Below are 21,050 nucleotides of genomic sequence, written 5' to 3' on the forward strand. Positions count from 1 at the left end.
TATTCAGGATGAGAACGTATAACGATGAAAGGCCGTAATAAATCCCGCTGGGCAATCGCCGCTGGCATCATTGTGGTGGTCCTTGCCGCCGCCTGGTACTGGCACAGTCAATCCGCAAACTCCGCAGCCCCCGCGGGTGCCACCAGCCAGCCACAGCGCCCGACGGGTGGAGGGCGTCACGGTATGCGCGGCGGTGCGCTGGCACCTGTACAGGCAGCTACGGCACTGAATAAAGCCGTTCCGCGCTATCTTACAGGTCTTGGGACTATTACTGCCGCTAACACCGTAACAGTACGCAGCCGCGTCGACGGCCAGCTGATGGCCATTCACTTCCAGGAAGGTCAGCAGGTCAAAGCGGGCGATCTGTTGGCGGAAATCGACCCGAGCCAGTTCAAGGTGGCGCTGGCCCAGGCGCAGGGACAGCTCGCAAAGGACAACGCCACGCTCGCCAATGCCCGGCGCGATTTAGCGCGTTACCAGCAGCTGGTCAAAACCAACCTGGTATCGCGGCAGGAGCTGGATACCCAGCAGTCGCTGGTCAGCGAAACGCAGGGCACCATTAAAGCCGATGAAGCTGCCGTCGCCAGTGCACAGCTGCAGCTGGACTGGAGCCGCATCACCGCGCCGATTGACGGGCGCGTGGGCCTGAAGCAGGTCGATATCGGTAACCAAATCTCAAGTGGCGACACCACGGGCATCGTAGTGATCACCCAAACCCACCCGATTGATTTAGTCTTTACCCTGCCGGAAAGCGACATTGCGACCGTGGTGCAGGCGCAAAAAGCCGGTAAAGGCCTGGTGGTGGAAGCCTGGGACCGCACCAACAAGCAGAAACTCAGCGAAGGTTCCCTGCTCAGCCTGGACAACCAGATCGACACCACCACCGGCACCATCAAGCTCAAAGCACGGTTTAACAACCAGGACGACGCCCTCTTCCCGAACCAGTTCGTCAATGCGCGGATGCTGGTTGCGACCGAAGAAAACGCTGTGGTGATCCCATCGGCGGCACTGCAGATGGGTAATGAAGGGAACTTTGTCTGGGTACTGAACAGCGACAATAAAGTCAGTAAACATCTGGTGAAAACCGGGATTCAGGACAGCCAGATGGTGGTCATCAGCGCCGGACTTTCCGCGGGCGACCGTGTGGTCACCGACGGCATTGACCGTCTGACCGAAGGGGCGAAAGTGGAAGTGGTTGAGCCTGCAAAACAGGGGGAGAAAGCCTGATGCAGGTCATGCCTCCAGACTCGACAGGTGGGCCGTCACGCCTGTTCATTTTACGTCCTGTCGCAACCACGCTGCTGATGGTGGCAATTCTGCTGGCCGGGATTATCGGCTATCGCTTCCTGCCCGTTTCGGCGCTCCCGGAAGTGGATTACCCCACCATTCAGGTGGTAACGCTTTATCCTGGCGCCAGCCCGGACGTGGTGACGTCAGCCATTACCGCGCCGCTGGAGCGTCAGTTCGGTCAAATGTCTGGCCTGAAGCAGATGTCCTCCCAGAGTTCCGGTGGCGCATCCGTCGTGACGCTCCAGTTCCAGCTGACGCTGTCACTGGATGTCGCCGAGCAGGAGGTACAGGCCGCCATCAACGCGGCCACCAACCTGCTGCCGTCAGACCTGCCTAATCCACCGGTCTACAGCAAAGTGAACCCGGCGGATCCGCCGATCATGACGCTGGCCGTGACCTCCTCCGCCATGCCAATGACGCAGGTGGAAGATATGGTCGAAACCCGCGTGGCGCAGAAGATTTCTCAGGTTTCCGGCGTTGGCCTCGTCACGCTGGCGGGCGGGCAACGCCCGGCGGTACGCGTGAAGCTCAACGCCCAGGCGATTGCCGCTCTGGGGTTGGCCAGCGAAACCATTCGCAGCGCCATCAGCAATGCTAACGTCAACTCGGCGAAGGGCTCGCTGGACGGACCAACCCGTGCCGTTACGCTCTCCGCGAACGACCAGATGCAGTCCGCCGATGAATACCGTCAGCTGATTATCGCCTACCAGAACGGTGCGCCGGTGCGTCTTGGCGATGTGGCGACCGTCGAACAAGGAGCGGAAAACAGCTGGCTGGGTGCCTGGGCCAACAAACAGCAGGCGATCGTGATGAACGTCCAGCGTCAGCCGGGCGCAAACATCATCGAAACCGCAGACAGCATTCGCACCATGCTGCCACAGCTGATTGAAAGCCTGCCGAAATCGGTCAGCGTAAAAGTGCTTTCCGACCGTACCACGAATATTCGCGCGTCGGTCACCGACACCCAGTTCGAGCTGATGCTGGCGATTGCGCTGGTGGTGATGATTATCTATCTGTTCCTGCGCAACGTTCCGGCAACCATCATTCCCGCCGTCGCCGTCCCGCTCTCGCTGGTGGGGACGTTTGCGGTGATGGTGTTCCTCGATTTCTCAATCAATAACCTGACGCTGATGGCGCTCACCATCGCCACCGGGTTCGTGGTGGATGATGCCATCGTGGTCATCGAGAACATCTCGCGCTATATCGAGAAAGGGGAAAAACCGCTGGCGGCCGCGCTAAAAGGTGCGGGTGAGATCGGCTTTACCATTATCTCGTTGACCTTCTCGCTGATTGCGGTGCTGATCCCGCTGCTGTTTATGGGCGATATCGTCGGCCGTCTGTTCCGCGAGTTTGCCGTGACCCTGGCGGTCGCCATATTGATTTCTGCGGTCGTCTCGCTGACGCTGACCCCGATGATGTGCGCCCGCATGCTAAGCCATGAGTCCCTGCGCAAGCAAAACCGTTTCTCCCGCGCCTCCGAACGCATGTTTGAACGTATTATCGCGGCGTACGGACGTCTGCTGGCGAAAGTGCTCAACCATCCGTGGGCAACGCTCGGCGTGGCGCTCGGTACGCTGGCGCTCAGCGTCTTACTGTGGATCGTGATCCCGAAGGGCTTTTTCCCGATTCAGGACAACGGCATTATTCAGGGCACGCTTCAGGCACCGCAGTCGGTCTCCTTCGCTAACATGGCCCAGCGGCAGCAGCAGGTATCTGAGATCATCATGAAAGATCCGGCGGTGGAGAGCCTGACCGCCTATGTCGGCGTGGATGGCACTAACCCCTCTCTGAACAGCGCACGTCTGCAAATCAACCTTAAACCATTGAGTCAGCGCGACGATCGCGTAAACGCGGTGATTGAACGTTTGCAAGATTCCGTGGCGCGCGTGCCTGGCGTGGAACTGTATCTGCAGCCGATTCAGGATTTGACCATTGATACCCAGGTCAGCCGCACCCAGTACCAGTTCACGCTGCAGGCCACCACGCTTGATGCCCTCAGCACCTGGGTACCGCAGCTGGTGGATAAGCTAAAAACCCTGCCGCAGCTCTCTGACGTCAGCAGCGACTGGCAGGACAAAGGTCTGGCAGCGTATGTGAATGTGAATCGTGACACTGCCAGCCGTCTGGGCATCACGATGGCAGACGTCGATAACGCGCTGTATAACGCCTTTGGGCAGCGACTGATCTCCACGATTTACACTCAGGCGAATCAGTATCGCGTGGTGCTGGAGCACAACACCGAGCACACGCCTGGCCTGGCGGGACTGGACTCGGTACGCCTGACCAGCAAAGACGGGGGGATTGTGCCATTAAGCGCCATCTCGACCGTGGAAGAGCGCTATACCCCGCTGTCAATTAACCATCTGGACCAGTTCCCGTCCACCACCATTTCTTTCAACGTACCGGATAACTATTCTCTTGGCGAAGCCGTGGAAGCGATTCTGGCCGCAGAGAAAACGCTGAGCTTCCCGTCCGATATTCAGACCCAGTTCCAGGGCAGTACGCTGGCGTTTCAGGCGGCGCTCGGCAACACCATCTGGCTGATTGTCGCGGCGGTGGTCGCAATGTATATCGTGCTCGGCGTGCTGTATGAAAGCTTTATCCATCCGATCACCATCCTCTCTACCCTGCCGACGGCAGGTGTCGGGGCACTGCTGGCATTGATGCTGGCGGGTAGCGAGCTGGATGTGATTGCGATTATCGGCATCATCCTGCTTATCGGGATCGTGAAGAAAAACGCCATTATGATGATCGACTTTGCTCTTGCTGCCGAGCGCGAGCAGGGGATGAACCCGCGCGATGCGATTTTCCAGGCCTGCCTGCTGCGTTTTCGTCCGATCCTGATGACCACCCTGGCCGCCCTGCTGGGCGCGCTGCCGCTGATGCTCAGTACCGGCGTCGGCGCGGAGCTGCGTCGTCCTCTGGGGATCGGCATGGTCGGCGGTCTGCTGGTGAGCCAGGTGCTGACCCTCTTCACCACGCCGGTGATCTACCTGCTGTTCGACCGCCTGGCGCTGTGGACCAAAAGCCGCTTCCCGAAACGTGAAGAGGAGGCATAAGTGAAGTTTTTCGCTCTCTTCATTTATCGCCCGGTGGCGACGATTTTAATCTCGCTCGCCATCACCCTTTGCGGCGTACTGGGCTTCCGGCTGCTGCCGGTGGCTCCCCTGCCGCAGGTAGATTTTCCGGTGATCATGGTTAGCGCCTCGCTGCCTGGCGCATCGCCGGAAACGATGGCCTCGTCAGTCGCCACACCGCTGGAACGTTCACTCGGGCGGATTGCCGGAATTAATGAGATGACCTCCAGCAGCTCGCTGGGCAGCACGCGTATCATTCTGGAGTTCAGCTTCGATCGGGATATTAACGGTGCGGCACGCGACGTGCAGGCCGCCATTAACGCCGCGCAAAGCCTGCTCCCGAGCGGAATGCCGAGCCGCCCGACGTACCGCAAGGCTAACCCGTCCGATGCGCCGATCATGATCCTGACGCTGACCTCGGATACCTACTCGCAGGGGCAGCTTTACGACTTTGCGTCTACCCAGCTGGCGCAGACAATCTCACAAATTAACGGCGTCGGTGACGTGAGCGTCGGCGGGAGCTCCCTGCCCGCCGTGCGCGTGGGCTTGAACCCGCAGGCGTTGTTCAATCAGGGCGTGTCGCTGGATGACGTGCGCTCCGCCATCAGCACTGCCAACGTCCGTAAACCGCAGGGTGCCGTCGAGAACAACAGCCATCGCTGGCAGATCCAGACGAACGACGAGCTAAAAACTGCCGCCGAATATCAGCCGCTGATCGTCCACTATAACAACGGTGCAGCGGTACGTTTAAGCGACGTGGCCAGCGTCACGGACTCGGTGCAGGACGTGCGTAACGCCGGGATGACCAACGCCAAACCGGCGATTTTGCTGATGATCCGCAAGCTGCCGGAAGCCAACATTATTGAGACGGTGAACAGCATCCGCGCGCGTCTTCCGGTGTTGCAGGAGACGATCCCGGCTGAGATCGATTTGCAGATTGCCCAGGATCGCTCCCCAACCATTCGCGCCTCGCTTGAAGAGGTGGAGCAAACGCTGGTTATCTCCGTCGCGCTGGTGATCCTGGTGGTCTTCCTGTTCCTGCGATCCGGCCGCGCGACGCTGATCCCGGCAGTCGCCGTACCGGTGTCGCTGATTGGTACCTTTGCCGCCATGTATCTGTGTGGCTTTAGCCTCAACAACCTGTCGCTGATGGCCTTGACCATCGCAACGGGATTTGTGGTCGATGACGCCATCGTGGTGCTGGAAAATATATCCCGCCATCTGGAAGCTGGTGTCAAACCGCTACAGGCGGCGCTTCAGGGAACGCGCGAGGTGGGCTTTACGGTGCTCTCCATGAGCCTGTCACTGGTGGCGGTATTCCTGCCGCTGTTGCTGATGGGCGGGCTGCCGGGCCGGTTACTGCGGGAGTTTGCCGTCACCCTCTCCGTCGCTATCGGTATTTCGCTGATCATCTCCCTTACGCTCACGCCAATGATGTGCGGCTGGATGTTAAAACGCAGCCAACCGCACTCGCAGCCGCGCCGTAAAGGCTTTGGTCGCATCCTGATGGCCATACAGGAGCGCTACGGCAAATCACTGAAATGGGTGCTGAACCATACCCGCCTGGTCGGCCTGGTGCTCATCGGTACCATTGTGCTCAACGTCTGGATGTACATCACCATCCCGAAAACCTTCTTCCCGGAACAGGATACCGGGGTGTTGATGGGCGGTATTCAGGCTGACCAGAGCATTTCGTTCCAGGCGATGCGCGGCAAGCTGCAGGACTTTATGAAGATCATTCGTGAAGACAAAGCGGTGGATAACGTCACCGGCTTTACCGGTGGATCGCGCGTCAACAGCGGAATGATGTTTATTACTCTGAAACCGCGCGGAGAGCGCAACGAAACCGCCCAGCAGGTGATTGACCGTCTTAGGGTGAAACTCGCCAAAGAGCCCGGTGCCAATCTGTTTTTGATGGCCGTTCAGGATATCCGCGTTGGCGGGCGTCAGGCGAATGCCAGCTATCAGTACACGCTGCTCTCTGATGATTTAGCGGCCCTGCGCGAGTGGGAGCCGAAGATCCGCAAGGCGCTGGCCGCCCTGCCGGAGCTGGCGGACGTGAATTCCGATCAGCAGGACAACGGTGCAGAGATGGCCCTGACCTACGACCGCGAGACCATGTCACGTCTGGGCATTAATGTTGAAGCCGCCAACAGCCTGCTGAACAATGCCTTCGGTCAGCGCGAGATCTCCACCATCTATCAGCCGATGAATCAGTATAAAGTGGTGATGGAAGTTGATCCGCGTTACACCCAGGACATTAGTGCCCTGGATAAAATGTTTGTAATCAATAACGACGGCAAGGCGATACCGCTCTCATACTTTGCCAGCTGGCGGCCTGCCAACGCGCCGCTGTCGGTGAACCATCAGGGGTTGTCGGCAGCATCGACCATCTCCTTTAACCTGCCAGCCGGTTCATCACTTTCCGAGGCCAGTGATGCGATCAACCGCGCGATGACACAGCTTGGCGTGCCGTCTACCGTACGCGGTAGCTTTGCCGGAACGGCGCAGGTATTCCAGGACACAATGAACTCGCAGGTGATTTTGATCCTGGCCGCCATTGCCACGGTCTATATTGTGCTTGGCGTACTGTATGAGAGTTACGTCCATCCGCTGACGATCCTCTCGACGCTGCCGTCGGCGGGTGTCGGGGCATTGCTTGCGCTGGAGTTGTTTGGTGCGCCATTCAGCTTAATCGCCTTAATCGGGATCATGTTATTGATCGGCATTGTGAAGAAAAATGCGATCATGATGGTGGACTTCGCGCTGGATGCTCAGCGTAACGGCAACCTGTCGCCAGAAGAGGCGATATTCCAGGCCTGTCTGCTGCGTTTTCGTCCGATCATGATGACCACCCTGGCGGCGCTGTTTGGCGCGCTGCCGCTGGTTATCTCGGGCGGAGACGGCTCAGAGCTTCGCCAGCCGCTGGGGATCACCATTGTCGGCGGTCTGGTCATGAGCCAGCTGCTGACGCTGTACACCACGCCGGTGGTCTATCTGTTCTTTGACCGTCTGCGACTGCGTTTTTCGCGGAAAAACAGAACTACGGTGACCGAATAAATGACCGACCTCCCCGCTAACGTTCGCTGGCAATTATGGATTGTCGCCTTCGGCTTCTTTATGCAGTCGCTGGACACGACCATCGTCAATACCGCCCTCCCCTCGATGGCGAAAAGTCTGGGAGAGAGTCCGCTGCATATGCATATGGTGATTGTCTCCTACGTACTGACGGTTGCGGTGATGCTGCCGGCCAGCGGCTGGCTGGCGGACAAAGTCGGCGTGCGGAATATCTTCTTTACCGCGATCGTCTTGTTTACCACGGGTTCGCTGTTTTGCGCTCAGGCCAACACCCTCGACCAGCTAATCATGGCGCGGGTGTTGCAGGGCGTTGGCGGTGCGATGATGGTCCCCGTCGGAAGGTTAACAGTTATGAAAATTGTTCCACGTGAGCAATACATGGCGGCAATGACCTTTGTAACCCTTCCCGGTCAGGTGGGGCCGCTGCTGGGCCCGGCGCTGGGCGGTATGCTGGTGGAATACGCGTCCTGGCACTGGATATTCTTAATCAACCTTCCTGTTGGCATCATCGGTGCCATTGCCACGCTGATGCTGATGCCTAACTACACCATGCAAACCCGACGCTTTGATTTCTTTGGTTTTATCCTGCTGGCGGGAGGAATGGCAACGCTGACGCTGGCACTCGACGGACAAAAAGGTCTTGGGATTTCGCCCCTGACACTCGGGCTCCTGATCGCGCTCGGCGTTACCGCCATACTGTGGTACCTGTGGCACGCCAGAGGTAACGATAAAGCGCTGTTCAGCCTGAACTTGTTTAAAAACCCGACCTATCGCCTTGGCCTGTTCGGCAGCTTCGCCGGGCGAGTCGGCAGCGGCATGCTGCCGTTTATGACACCCGTTTTCCTGCAAATCGGAATGGGATTTTCGCCGTTCCACGCGGGCCTGATGATGATCCCGATGGTGCTCGGCAGCATGGGAATGAAGCGAATCGTGGTACAGGTAGTGAACCGCTTTGGCTACCGTCACGTGCTGGTAACCGCCACGCTGGGTCTGGCGCTGGTCAGCCTGCTGTTTATGGCCGTGGCGCTGATGGGCTGGTACTACGTTCTGCCGCTGGTGCTGTTCTGCCAGGGGATCATTAACTCCATGCGCTTCTCGTCGATGAACACGCTGACGCTGAAGGACCTGCCGGACGATCTGGCGAGCAGCGGCAACAGCCTGCTGTCGATGGTTATGCAACTGTCGATGAGCGTGGGCGTCACCGTAGCGGGTTTACTGCTCGGTATGTACGGACAACACCATCTCAGCGTTGATACCCCGGTCGCGCATCAGGTCTTTTTATACACCTATCTCAGCATGGCGGTCATCATCGCCCTGCCCGCTTTCATCTTCGCCAGAGTGCCTGATGATACCAGCAAGAATGTCGTTATCCGGCGCAGTAAAAGGAGTGAATCATGAAATTCTGGCGACCGGGCATTACCGGTAAGCTCTTTGTCGCAATATTTGCCACCTGTATTGTCCTGCTGATCACCATGCACTGGGCCGTGCGGATCAGCTTTGAGCGCGGTTTTATTGATTACATCAAGCATGGCAATGAACAGCGTTTACAGGGCTTAAGCGATGCGCTGAGTGAACAGTACGCCCAGCACGGCAACTGGCGTTTTCTGCGCAATAACGACCGCTTTATTTTCCAGATCTTGCGCTCGCTTGAGCATGACACCGGTGACGATCGCCCTGGGCCAGGCATGCCTCCGCACGGCTGGCGCACGCAGTTCTGGGTGATCGATCAGGATATGCGCCCGCTGGTTGGCCCGCGCGCGCCGATTCCGCCGGACGGCACCCGTCGTGCGATCAAAGTGAATAACGCTACCGTCGGCTGGGTTATCGCCTCGCCGGTGGAGCGCCTGACGCGTAATACCGATATTAACTTTGACCGTCAGCAGCGTCGGACAAGCTGGCTGATTGTCGCCCTCTCCACCCTGCTCGCCGCGCTTGCCACCTTCCCGCTGGCGCGCGGTCTGCTCGCCCCGGTGAAACGGCTGGTGGAGGGCACGCACAAGCTGGCCGCTGGGGATTTCACGACCCGCGTCGATACCCGCAGCCAGGATGAACTGGGTAAGCTGGCTCAGGACTTTAACCAGCTCGCCAGTACCCTGGAGAAAAACCAGCAGATGCGCCGCGATTTTATGGCCGACATTTCGCACGAGCTGCGCACCCCTCTGGCGGTGCTGCGCGGAGAGCTGGAGGCCATTCAGGATGGTGTACGCCAGTTCACGCCTGAATCGGTGGCCTCATTACAGGCCGAAGTGGGCACGCTCACCAAACTGGTGGATGACCTCCACCAGCTCTCTATGTCCGACGAAGGGGCGCTGGCCTACCAGAAAGCGCCCGTCGACGTGATTAGCGTCCTGGAAGTCACCACCGGCGCTTTCCGGGAACGTTTTGCCAGCCGCAATCTGAAAATTGATCTCTCTTTGCCAGACAGCGCGGTGGTGTTTGGCGACAAAGACCGGCTGATGCAGCTTTTCAACAACCTGTTGGAAAACAGCCTGCGCTACACCGACAGCGGTGGCGGGCTGCATATCTCCGGCAAACAGGAAAACGGGAACTTTGCCCTGACCTTTGCCGATTCCACCCCCGGCGTGCAGGACGCACAGCTGGAAAAACTGTTTGAGCGTTTCTACCGTACCGAAGGCTCGCGCAACCGTGCCAGTGGCGGTTCCGGTCTGGGACTGGCGATTTGCGTTAACATCGTTGAGGCGCATAATGGCACGATCCGCGCCGCCCATTCGCCTTTTGGCGGGGTTAGCATTACAGTAGAGTTACCTCTGGAACGGGATTTATCGAGAGAAGCATGACCGAGTTACCGATTGACGAAAACACGCCACGCATTTTGATTGTGGAAGATGAGCCGAAACTTGGGCAGTTACTGATCGACTATTTACGCGCGGCAAGCTATGCCCCGTCGCTGATTAATCGTGGCGACCAGGTGCTGCCGTACGTGCGCCAGACGCCGCCGGACCTGATCCTGCTGGATCTGATGCTCCCCGGTACCGATGGCCTGACCCTGTGCCGGGAAATTCGTCGCTTCTCCGACGTGCCCATCGTCATGGTCACTGCCAAAATTGAAGAGATTGACCGCCTGCTGGGCCTCGAAATCGGTGCAGATGATTACATCTGTAAACCCTACAGCCCACGTGAAGTCGTCGCCCGCGTGAAAACCATTCTGCGCCGCTGCAAGCCTCATCGTGAACTGCAGGTGCTGGACGCAGAAAGTCCGCTGATTGTGGATGAAAGCCGTTTTCAGGCGAGCTGGCGTAACAAGATGCTGGACCTGACCCCTGCTGAGTTCCGCCTGCTGAAAACCCTCTCCCACGAACCGGGGAAAGTCTTCTCCCGCGAACAGTTGCTGAACCGCCTGTATGACGATTACCGGGTGGTGACCGACCGCACCATCGACAGCCATATCAAGAACCTGCGCCGTAAGCTGGAAGCGCTGGATGCCGAGCAGTCATTTATTCGCGCGGTGTATGGCGTGGGGTATCGCTGGGAAGCGGATGCGTGCAGGATTGCGTGACATTTTCGCTATCAGACCCGCCACCGGCGGTTTTTTCATTTCTGGAATCCACACGATAATCCACCATACTCTCTTTACCGATGCGTTTATTTATCATCGGCACTGATAAATTCACTTTCGATCAAGGAGTTCTTATGTCTGGTTGGTTCGAATTAAGCAAGAGCAGTGATGGTCAGTTCAGGTTTGTTCTTAAAGCAGGGAACGCAGAAACCATTCTTACCAGTGAGCTGTACACCACCAAAAGTGCCGCTGAGAACGGTATTGCCTCCGTGCGCTCAAACAGCCCGCTGGAGGAACGTTATGAGAAGAAAACAGCCTCTAACGGCAAATTTTATTTCAACCTCAAAGCGGGCAATCATCAGGTAATTGGCACCAGCCAAATGTACGCATCTGAGCAATCGCGGGATAAGGGCATTGCATCAGTGAAAACTAATGGTCCGAGCCAGACCGTAAAAGACAACACCTGACACAGTTTATACTCGCCGGGTTAGTGGCGTAACGCCCCGGCGCTTTACCTCCCCGTCCCGCAGCGCTACAATGCCCGCCCTTAAAGTGGGGGATCTCCCCTTACCGCTGCACCGGGTGCACGCGGATCTGACCTGTCATCAGAACGAGAACAAACATGTTTAAACCGGAACTCCTTTCCCCGGCGGGAACGCTGCAAAATATGCGTTACGCTTTCGCTTATGGTGCCGATGCTGTCTACGCGGGCCAGCCTCGCTACTCGCTGCGCGTGCGCAACAACGAATTCAACCACGAGAACCTCCAGCTTGGCATCAACGAAGCGCATGCTCTGGGTAAAAAATTCTACGTGGTGGTGAACATCGCGCCGCACAACGCCAAGCTGAAAACGTTCATCCGTGACCTGAAGCCGGTGGTGGATATGGGGCCGGACGCGCTGATCATGTCGGACCCGGGTTTAATCATGCTGGTTCGGGAAAACTTTCCGGAGATGGATATTCACCTCTCCGTACAGGCTAACGCCGTTAACTGGGCGACGGTGAAGTTCTGGAAACAGATGGGACTGACCCGCGTTATTCTGTCCCGCGAGCTTTCGCTGGAAGAGATCGAAGAGATCCGCACCCAGGTGCCGGATATGGAAATCGAAATCTTCGTTCACGGCGCGCTGTGCATGGCCTACTCCGGCCGCTGCCTGCTCTCCGGTTATATCAACAAGCGCGACCCGAACCAGGGCACCTGCACCAACGCCTGCCGCTGGGAGTATAACGTCCAGGAAGGTAAAGAAGATGACATCGGCAACATCGTTCATAAGCATGAGCCGATTCCGGTGACCAACGTTGAGCCTACGCTGGGCATCGGCGCGCCAACCGACAGCGTGTTTATGATTGAAGAAGCCAAACGTCCGGGCGAGTACATGACCGCTTTTGAAGACGAGCACGGCACTTACATCATGAACTCGAAAGATCTGCGCGCCATCGCCCACGTCGAGCGTCTGACCCAGATGGGCGTGCACTCACTGAAAATTGAGGGCCGCACCAAATCCTATTACTACTGCGCGCGTACCGCCCAGGTCTATCGCAAGGCGATCGACGATGCGGCAGCCGGTAAACCGTTCGATACCAGCCTGCTGGAAACCCTGGAAGGTCTGGCGCACCGCGGGTATACCGAAGGCTTCCTGCGCCGTCACACCCACGACGACTACCAGAACTACGAGCACGGCTACTCCATTTCCGAGCGTCAGCAGTTTGTCGGTGACTTCACCGGCGAGCGCAAAGGCGCGCTGGCGGCTGTGGCGGTGAAAAACAAGTTCACCAAAGGCGACAGCCTGGAGCTGATGACCCCGCAAGGCAACATGAACTTCACGCTGGAACACCTGGAAAACGGCAAAGGTGAAGCGATTGAAGTTGCACCGGGTGACGGTCATACCGTCTGGCTGCCGGTTCCGGAAGAGGTGGAGCTGAAGTTCGCACTGCTGATGCGTAATTTCGATGGCGAAAGCACCCGAAACCCACACAGCAAATAGTTAATCAGGGGAATTTTTTCACGCTGGGATAATTCTTAGAATCGGATCACATACCGCTTCGTTCAATACGGGTATTATCCTCAGCGCTGAAAAACATAACCCATAAATGCTAGCTGTACCAGGAACCACCTCCTTAGCCTGCGTAATCTCCCTTACGCGGGCTTATTTTTTCCCTTTCATCCTGTTCTTACGCGCTTTTTTCCTCCCTGCTATACACTCTTACTAACGCTAAAAAAGGGAGCAGCGCGGATGGCAACCTATCCAGACAGTTTATTGATTCTCAATGGCAAAAGTGCAGGCAACGATCTGTTGCGTCAGGCAATTCAGGTTTTGCGTGAAGACGGTGCGCGTATCCACGTGCGAGTGACATGGGAAAAAGGCGACGCGGCACGTTATATCAATGAAGCGCTCGGCCTGGGTGTCAAAACCATTATTTCCGGCGGCGGTGATGGCACCATCAATGAGATCGCGTCTGCCCTGATTGATTTAAACCAGGCCAACCGCCCGGTGATGGGGATTTTGCCGCTCGGCACCGCCAATGATTTTGCTACCAGCGTCGGGATCCCGGAAGATTTAGAGAAAGCACTCCAGCTGGCAATCCTTGGCAAGGCCACCGCCGTGGATATTGCCCAGGTGAATGACAAAACCTGCTTTATCAATATGGCGACCGGCGGATTTGGTACGCGCATTACCAGCGAAACGCCGGAAAAACTGAAGGCGGCGCTGGGTGGTGTTTCATACCTGATCCATGGACTGATGCGAATGGACACCCTAAAGCCAGACCGCTGTGAAATTCGCGGTGAAGATTTTCAGTGGCAAGGTGACGCGCTGGTGATTGGTATCGGTAATGGCCGTCAGGCAGGCGGTGGGCAGCAGCTTTGCCCGGAAGCGCTGATTAATGACGGTCAGCTGCAGTTGCGTATTTTCACAGGTGATGGACTGCTGCCCGCACTGTTTACCACATTGACCCGCCCGGAAGAGAGCCCGAATATTATTGACGGGAAATCAGCATGGTTTGAAGTGGATGCTCCGCACGGAATGACGTTTAATCTGGACGGAGAGCCATTGAGCGGGAAGCATTTCCGCATAGAAGTTTTGCCCGGCGCGCTACAATGCAGATTGCCGCCGGATTGTGCGCTTTTGCGCTGATGTTTTACACAGTGCACGATGATGCCCTCACCCCAACCCTCTCCCACCGGGAGAGGGAGATGGAGGCGTCAGGCAATCGTCACTTTGCTGTCCAGATACACATCCTGAACGGCATTGATCAGCTTCACGCCGTCGGCCATTGATTTCTTAAACGCCTTACGGCCCAGGATCAGCCCCATGCCGCCCGCGCGTTTGTTAATCACCGCCGTACGCACCGCGCCGGACAGGTCGGTATCACCGCCCGCAGCACCACCGGAGTTGATAAGCCCCGCGCGTCCCATATAGCAGTTCGCCAGCTGGTAGCGCACCAGGTCTATAGGGTTATCGCTGGTCAGCTTGCTATAGACACGGTCATCGGTGTAACCAAAGTTTACCGCTTTGTACCCGCCGTTATTCTCGGCCATTTTCTGCTTCACGATATCTGCGCCGATGGTCGCCGCCAGGTGGTTCGCCTGGCCGGTCAGGTCAGCGGACACGTGATAGTCCACGCCGTCTTTTTTGAACGCCGAGTTACGCAGGTACGCCCACAGCACCGTCACCAACCCCAGCTCGTGCGCGCGCTCAAATGCCGCAGAGATCTCTTCAATCTGACGGCGCGACTGCTCGGAACCGAAGTAGATGGTCGCCCCGACGGCTACCGCGCCCATATTGAACGCCTGCTCTACGCTGGCGTAGAGGGTCTGGTCATATTCTGTCGGGTAGCTGAGGGTTTCGTTGTGGTTCAGCTTCACGAGGAATGGAATAAGGTGGGCATAGCGACGTGAAACGGATGCCAGCACGCCATAGGTCGACGCCACACAGTTACAGCCCGCTTCAATCGCCAGCTCAACAATGTTCTTCGGATCGAAATAGAGCGGGTTAGCCGCAAAAGATGCACCGGCCGAATGTTCAACCCCCTGATCTACCGGCAGGATAGAGAGATACCCGGTGCCGCCGAGTCTCCCGGTGTTGTAGAGCGTCTGCATATTTCTCAGGACCGCAGGCGGACGGTTGTTATCAACCATTACGCGGTCAACGTAGTCGTGACCAGGCAGATAGAGCTGGTCGGCTGGAATGGTCATACAACGATGCTGTAAAAGGCTGTCGGCGTCTTTGCCAAGCAACTGTGCAATATCAGTCATGTGATACTCCCGTAAGTCCGACGTCATGTCGGTGAATGTAATCCATTCCCACATATTTGCGGGCAGACTAAGCCTGGTACCGACTTAACAGATTTTCCAGCTTTTGCATTTTTTTCAGCGCAATCTGCTGGCTCGTTTCGTGTACAACAAAACTGTTACACCGATCAAACATTCGCCACAAAGGTATTTAAAAGGTATTATTGAATGGTATGTTAAAGGCGTACCCTCTCTGACATGCAGGATTAAAAAATGAAAACGAAAGTCCAACTGTCGTTCATGATGTTTGTTGAATGGTTTATCTGGGGCGCGTGGTTTGTGCCGCTGTGGCTGTGGCTGAGCAAAAGCGGTTTTACCGCAGGAGAAATTGGCTGGTCTTACGCCTGTACAGCGATTGCCGCCATTCTCTCACCTATTCTGGTCGGCTCGCTAACAGACCGCTTCTTTGCCGCGCAGAAAGTGCTGGCGGTGCTGATGTTTGCCGGTGCCATTCTGATGTACTTCGCCGCACAGCAAACCCAGTTCAGCACCTTCTTCCCGCTGCTGCTGGTTTACTCTCTGACCTATATGCCCACTATCGCGTTGACTAACAGTATTGCCTTCGCCAACGTGGACGACGTCGAGGCCGATTTCCCACGTATCCGCGTGATGGGGACGATTGGCTGGATTGCCTCCGGGCTGGCGTGCGGCTTCCTGCCGCAGATGCTGGGCTTTAGCGATATTTCCGATACCAATATTCCGCTGTTGATGACCGCAGCCAGCTCCGCCCTGCTCGGCGTATTTGCTCTGTTCCTGCCGAACACGCCGCCGAAAAGTACCGGCAAGCTGGATTTCAAAGTGATGCTGGGGCTGGATGCGCTGATCCTGCTGCGCGATAAAAACTTCCTCGTGTTCTTCTTCTGCTCGTTCCTGTTCGCCATGCCGCTGGCCTTCTACTACATCTTCGCTAACGGCTATCTCACCGAAGTGGGGATGAAAAACGCCACCGGCTGGATGACGCTGGGCCAGTTCTCCGAAATCTTCTTTATGCTGGCGCTGCCGTTCTTCACCAAACGCTTTGGTATTAAGAAGGTCTTACTGCTGGGCCTAATCACCGCCGCTATCCGCTACGGGTTCTTTGTTTACGGCGGTGCAGAACAGTACTTCACTTACGCCCTGCTGTTCCTCGGCATTCTGCTGCACGGCGTGAGCTACGACTTCTATTATGTGACCGCCTATATCTACGTGGATAAAAAAGCGCCGGTGCATATGCGCACCGCCGCACAAGGCCTGATTACGCTGTGTTGCCAGGGCTTTGGTAGCCTGCTGGGTTACCGTCTGGGCGGCGTGATGATGGAAAAAATGTTCGCATACAAAGAGCCGGTGAACGGGCTGACCTTCAACTGGGCCGGAATGTGGGCATTCGGAGGGATCATGATTGCCGCGATCGCCGTGCTGTTTATGCTGTTTTTCCGCGAATCGGATAAAGAGATCACCGCAATTGAGGTGGTTGATGGCGATGCCGCGCTGACACAAGGGGAAGTGAAATGAAACAAGAACGTGTTCTCGGTGCCCTTTACGGGCAGGCGTTAGGGGATGCAATGGGGATGCCGTCGGAGCTGTGGCCGAGAAAGCGTGTCAAAGCGCACTTTGGCTGGATCGACCGCTTTTTACCCGGCCCGGCAGAGAATAATGCGGCCTGCTATTTCAAACAGGCCGAGTTCACCGATGACACCTCCATGGCACTATGTCTGGCGGATGCGATTATCGAATGCGATGGGGAGATTAGCGCAGACGTTATCGGCAAACATATTCTGCACTGGGCGCTCGATTTCGACGCGTTTAATAAAAACGTGCTCGGCCCGACCTCCAAAATCGCGCTTAACGCGATTCGCGACGGAAAACCGGTTAGCGAACTGGAAAACAACGGCGTGACTAACGGGGCGGCGATGCGCGCCTCCCCGCTGGGCTGCCTGCTCCCGGCCACGCGTCTGGAACACTTTGTTGAACAGGTGGCGCTGGCTTCCAGTCCGACCCATAAATCGGATCTCGCGATTGCCGGCGCGGTGGTGATTGCCTGGGCGGTTTCTCGCGCCATCGACGGCGAACGCTGGCAGAACATCATCGATGCCCTGCCGGGTATCGCCCGCTATGCGCAGGAGGTGAAAACCACCACCTTCAGCGCGTCTCTGGCAGCACGTATTGAGCTGGCGCTTAAAACCGTGCGTGAAGCCAATGGCACAGAATCGGCCAGCGAGCAGGTGTATCAGCTCGTCGGGGCTGGAACCAGCACCATCGAGTCCGTTCCGGCGGCCATTGCGATGGTTGAACTGGCAGGAACCGACCCGAACCGCTGTGCCATTTTATGTGCCAACCTGGGCGGTGATACGGACACCATTGGCGCGATGGCGACGGCCATATGCGGCGCACTGCACGGGGTGCAGGCTATTGATCCGCAGCTGAAAGAGGAACTCGACGCTGTGAACCAGCTTGATTTTGGTCACTATTGCGAGAAACTGCTGCACTACCGGGAGCAAAGGGAGGGCGTATGAATTCTTTTGCCCAACGCCTTAAAACACTGCACGCGACACGACCGGTGACGGTGCTGGGCGCAGCGGTCATTGACGTTATCGCCGATGCCTACGCCCTGCCCTGGCGCGGATGTGATATCGAGCTTAAACAGCAGGGCGTCAATATCGGCGGCTGTGCGTTGAACATTGCCATCGCCCTTAAACGGCTCGGCATTACGGCGCAAAACGCCCTGCCCGTCGGCCATGGCGTTTGGGCGGATATTATCCGTAACGCCATGGCGAAGCAGAATTTGCACAGCGCCGTCGAGGCCGAAACCGGCGATAACGGCTGGTGTCTGGCGCTGGTAGAGCCGGATGGTGAACGCACTTTTATGTCGTTTAGCGGTGTGGAGAACCAGTGGCAACAGCGCTGGCTGGAAGCACTTCACGTGCCGCCAGCGAGTCTGGTATATCTCTCCGGTTATCAGCTGGCATCGCCGTGCGGCGAGCTCCTGACGTCCTGGCTGGAAGGGTTACAGGCGATCGCCACCTTTATTGATTTTGGCCCACGCATCGCCGATATTCCTGACGCACTAATGGCGCGAATTATGGCGTGTAAACCGATCGTCTCGCTTAATCGCCAGGAGGCACAGATTGCTGCTGAACGATTTGATATTGCGCCTGCACGCTTAGGGGCACAGTGGCAGCAGCGTTTTGGCTCGGCGCTAATTATTCGCCACGACAAAGACGGTGCGACCTGGCATGACGGTGACGCCTCAGGTTCTGTTCCGGCGTTTCCCGCCACCGTGGTCGACACAATCGGGGCGGGTGACAGTCATGCTGGCGGAACGCTTGCCGGGCTGGCTGCAGGGTGGAGTCTTGCAGACTCTGTCCTGCTGGGTAATGCGGTAGCCGCCTGGGTTGTCAGCCACCGTGGCGGTGATTGTGCCCCTACTCTCGAGGAATTACTCCTCGCACACAAAGACGTATAGGTCGCTGCGACAGTAGCTGATGCTGTACTCAATCGGCCGGTGCTGCTGGTCAAGTGCAACCTGCTTGATCACCAGCACCGGAATTTTGTCATCCATCTTTATATGCGCCTGAAATTCGCTGTCCGGCATACGGGCGCTTACCCGTGAACGGGTACGCTGCGGGAAGATGTTCTGGCTGCGAAAATAGTCATACAGCGAGATACCAATGGCATCCGGATCGTGAATCAGCCCCACCGGAACCCACGACTCCTCAATCGACACCGCATCATCGTCGACATAGCGAATACGCTTAAGGAGAAAGACCTCGCTCTCCGGCTCCACCGACAGCTGGCTGGCGACCTCTTCCGGACACTTCACCACGCGTTTATTCACCCAAAGCGTATTGGGCTTTTTACCGCGTAGTACCACCTGCTGAGAGAAACCGCGCGCTTCTTTAAGCGAATATTCAAAGATGTTGTTAATTTGCGTCCCGTAACCCCGGGCACGCGTCACCACCCCTTCGGACTCCAGAGCCTGCATCGCTTTGCGCACCGTAATGCGCGACACACCGGTTAACTGACTCAGATCGCGCTCGCCGGGCAGAATATTGCCGTGCTCCAGCACCCCGCTGCGCACCGCATTTTTTACCGTTTCGGCAAATTTCAGATACAGCGGCGTATTGTCGGGCGCGGCGATCCGTTCATTTAGTTGATCGATTAACCGGGTATGCGCTTGTTCCATCTCTGTTTTTCTCAGGCGTGGTGTATCCTGCCAGTATACGGCTTACCACCAGGCATGAAAATGGTGTACCGGCCCATTACCGTGACCCACCTCCAGAGTATCAGCTTTTGCCAGCGCGGCTGAGAGCCAGGTTTTCGCTTCGCTCACCGTATCGGCCCAGTTATCATGCCGTGGACGTAGCGCCGCCAGCGCGGCAGAGAGCGTACAGCCAGTGCCGTGGGTGTTTTTAGTGTGTACGCGTGGCGCCGTGAACCGCCGCTCGCCGTCTCGGGTGAAGAGCCAGTCCGGGCTTTCGGCATCGTCAAGATGACCACCTTTCATCAGCACGGCCCCGCAGCCCATCGCCAGCAGCGCATTCCCCTGCTCTTTCATTTCCCGTTCATTTTGCGCGTGTGTTGCCCCCAACAGTGCAGCGGCCTCCGGCAGATTGGGCGTGATGAGAGCCACTTGCGGCAGCAGCTTTTTACGTAGCGTTTCAACAGCGGAGGCGGAGAGCAATGGATCGCCGCTTTTTGCCAGCATCACGGTATCCAGCACCACGTTTTGTACCTGATAACGTTTAAGTCGCTCAGCCACCGCTTCAACAATATCTGTCTCTGCCAGCATACCGATCTTGGTGGTATCAATTCGCACGTCGCTGAATACGGAATCCAGCTGCGCGGCAACAAAATCCGGTTCAATACGGTAAACCGACTGCACGCCGAGCGTGTTTTGCGCCACCAGTGCGGTAATGACCGAGCATCCGTACGCGCCAAGAGCCGAGAAGGTTTTCAGGTCGGCCTGGATACCCGCGCCGCCGCTGGGATCGGTGCCGGCAATGGTCAGAGCGTTAATACGTTTCATGCCAGTTCCTCCAAGGTGTAGAGCGCATCCAGGAACGAGCTGGCAAAACTGCCCGGGCCACGAGACTGCGCAATGGCTGCCGTTCCGGCTCGCTTCATAAATCCGCACGCGGCGGAGACGTTATCCAGCCTGTCGCCCGGCAGTGAGCAACTCGCCGCCACAACGGCAGAGAGTGCGCACCCGGTTCCCACGACGCGCGTCATTAGCGGATCGCCGCCGGTAACCGTTCGGGTTCGTTGTCCATCAGTGATGTAATCCACCTCGCCGGTGACCACCACAATGGCATTGGTCTGGCGAGCCAGCGCCTGTGCAGCAGGTAACGCGCTGGCTGTGGTGTCAGTCGTATCGACGCCGCGACCACCGGCGCTCATCCCTGCAAGGGCAAGGATTTCAGAAGCATTGCCGCGAATGGCGGCGGGTTTCAGGGCGAGGATTTGATGACAAAAACGGGTGCGAAACGTTAGAGCGCCTACAGCAACCGGGTCCAGCGTCCAGGGTTTACCTGCAGCTACCGCACTCTCAATCGCCCGACGCATCGCCTGCGCTCGCGGTAAGGTCAGCGTGCCAACGTTTATCAGCAATGCATCGGCGATCGCGGCAAACTGCTCAGCTTCTTCGGCCTCAATCACCATCGCCGGAGAGGCGCCAAGCGCCAGCAGAACGTTGGCAGTAAAGGTCTGAACGACGTCGTTAGTCATACAATGCGTAAGCGGGGAACGGGTTCGGAACTGATGTAAAACGTGTAAATCGAGCAGGTCAGGCTGCATGGGTTCGCTCCTGCCTTGCGTGAAGA

16 protein-coding genes are annotated in these 21,050 nt (G+C 57.2%); 12 read left to right on the forward strand and 4 right to left on the reverse strand.

Going from position 1 to position 21,050, the window contains the following annotated elements:
* Positions 1–24 precede the first annotated feature (24 nt).
* The 9 genes from AAHF05_RS14605 to yegS all read left to right on the forward strand — a co-directional run bounded on the left by AAHF05_RS14605 (position 25) and on the right by yegS (position 14,095).
* On the forward strand, positions 25–1,227 hold the full coding sequence (locus AAHF05_RS14605) for an MdtA/MuxA family multidrug efflux RND transporter periplasmic adaptor subunit (protein WP_128347479.1): 1,203 nt from the start codon (positions 25–27) through the stop codon (positions 1,225–1,227).
* Positions 1,227–4,349: an MdtB/MuxB family multidrug efflux RND transporter permease subunit gene (locus tag AAHF05_RS14610; protein WP_129325216.1), complete on the forward strand. Its 3,123-nt coding sequence runs from the start codon at positions 1,227–1,229 to the stop codon at positions 4,347–4,349. Before AAHF05_RS14605 ends, AAHF05_RS14610 begins: the two co-directional genes overlap by 1 nt.
* The gene (gene mdtC, locus AAHF05_RS14615) at positions 4,350–7,427 is read left to right on the forward strand and encodes a multidrug efflux RND transporter permease subunit MdtC (RefSeq protein ID WP_108090774.1); all 3,078 of its coding nucleotides are present in this window, start codon (positions 4,350–4,352) and stop codon (positions 7,425–7,427) included.
* On the forward strand, positions 7,428–8,843 hold the full coding sequence (locus tag AAHF05_RS14620) for an MFS transporter (RefSeq protein ID WP_129325217.1): 1,416 nt from the start codon (positions 7,428–7,430) through the stop codon (positions 8,841–8,843). It abuts the gene before it with no gap.
* Positions 8,840–10,243, forward strand: a complete 1,404-nt coding sequence (baeS, locus tag AAHF05_RS14625; RefSeq protein WP_028016355.1) for a two-component system sensor histidine kinase BaeS — start codon at positions 8,840–8,842, stop codon at positions 10,241–10,243. Before AAHF05_RS14620 ends, baeS begins: the two co-directional genes overlap by 4 nt.
* Positions 10,240–10,962 (forward strand): two-component system response regulator BaeR, encoded by a 723-nt coding sequence (gene baeR, locus AAHF05_RS14630; RefSeq protein ID WP_129325218.1) that lies wholly within the window; start codon positions 10,240–10,242, stop codon positions 10,960–10,962. Before baeS ends, baeR begins: the two co-directional genes overlap by 4 nt.
* A 134-nt stretch (positions 10,963–11,096) precedes the next feature.
* Positions 11,097–11,429 carry a YegP family protein gene (locus AAHF05_RS14635; RefSeq protein ID WP_028016353.1) on the forward strand — a complete coding sequence of 111 codons (333 nt, stop codon included), beginning with the start codon at positions 11,097–11,099 and terminating at the stop codon, positions 11,427–11,429.
* A gap of 155 nt (positions 11,430–11,584) precedes the next feature.
* Positions 11,585–12,946 carry a tRNA 5-hydroxyuridine modification protein YegQ gene (gene yegQ, locus AAHF05_RS14640; protein WP_129325219.1) on the forward strand — a complete coding sequence of 454 codons (1,362 nt, stop codon included), beginning with the start codon at positions 11,585–11,587 and terminating at the stop codon, positions 12,944–12,946.
* 249 nt (positions 12,947–13,195) lie between these two features.
* The gene (gene yegS, locus AAHF05_RS14645) at positions 13,196–14,095 is read left to right on the forward strand and encodes a lipid kinase YegS (protein WP_129325220.1); all 900 of its coding nucleotides are present in this window, start codon (positions 13,196–13,198) and stop codon (positions 14,093–14,095) included.
* 68 nt (positions 14,096–14,163) lie between these two features.
* Here yegS and fbaB read toward each other — a convergent pair whose 3' ends face one another.
* The gene (gene fbaB / locus AAHF05_RS14650) at positions 14,164–15,216 is read right to left on the reverse strand and encodes a class I fructose-bisphosphate aldolase (RefSeq protein ID WP_129325221.1); all 1,053 of its coding nucleotides are present in this window, start codon (positions 15,214–15,216) and stop codon (positions 14,164–14,166) included.
* 249 nt (positions 15,217–15,465) lie between these two features.
* Between fbaB and AAHF05_RS14655 the strand changes: the two genes are divergently transcribed.
* The 3 genes from AAHF05_RS14655 to AAHF05_RS14665 are packed head-to-tail and all read left to right on the forward strand — an operon-like array spanning position 15,466 to position 18,694.
* Positions 15,466–16,743 (forward strand): nucleoside permease, encoded by a 1,278-nt coding sequence (locus AAHF05_RS14655; protein ID WP_129325222.1) that lies wholly within the window; start codon positions 15,466–15,468, stop codon positions 16,741–16,743.
* Complete coding sequence (locus tag AAHF05_RS14660) at positions 16,740–17,744, forward strand: ADP-ribosylglycohydrolase family protein (protein ID WP_129325223.1); 1,005 nt, start codon at positions 16,740–16,742, stop codon at positions 17,742–17,744. The genes AAHF05_RS14655 and AAHF05_RS14660 overlap by 4 nt, the downstream gene beginning before the upstream one ends.
* On the forward strand, positions 17,741–18,694 hold the full coding sequence (locus AAHF05_RS14665) for a PfkB family carbohydrate kinase (protein WP_129325224.1): 954 nt from the start codon (positions 17,741–17,743) through the stop codon (positions 18,692–18,694). The genes AAHF05_RS14660 and AAHF05_RS14665 overlap by 4 nt, the downstream gene beginning before the upstream one ends.
* On the opposite strand, the gene AAHF05_RS14670 is transcribed toward AAHF05_RS14665, so the two are convergent.
* The 3 genes from AAHF05_RS14670 to thiM are packed head-to-tail and all read right to left on the reverse strand — an operon-like array spanning position 18,668 to position 21,024.
* On the reverse strand, positions 18,668–19,414 hold the full coding sequence (locus AAHF05_RS14670) for a GntR family transcriptional regulator (protein WP_028016344.1): 747 nt from the start codon (positions 19,412–19,414) through the stop codon (positions 18,668–18,670). The two genes, AAHF05_RS14665 and AAHF05_RS14670, sit on opposite strands and share 27 nt — an antisense overlap.
* A 42-nt stretch (positions 19,415–19,456) precedes the next feature.
* Entirely contained in the window at positions 19,457–20,257 is an 801-nt protein-coding gene (gene thiD, locus AAHF05_RS14675) for a bifunctional hydroxymethylpyrimidine kinase/phosphomethylpyrimidine kinase (protein ID WP_129325225.1), read from the reverse strand.
* Positions 20,254–21,024, reverse strand: coding sequence for a hydroxyethylthiazole kinase (gene thiM, locus AAHF05_RS14680; protein WP_129325226.1), 771 nt, complete (start codon positions 21,022–21,024; stop codon positions 20,254–20,256). Before thiM ends, thiD begins: the two co-directional genes overlap by 4 nt.
* Positions 21,025–21,050 lie beyond the last annotated feature (26 nt).

This window comes from Enterobacter adelaidei (assembly GCF_041937165.1).
Taxonomy (GTDB): domain Bacteria; phylum Pseudomonadota; class Gammaproteobacteria; order Enterobacterales; family Enterobacteriaceae; genus Enterobacter; species Enterobacter adelaidei.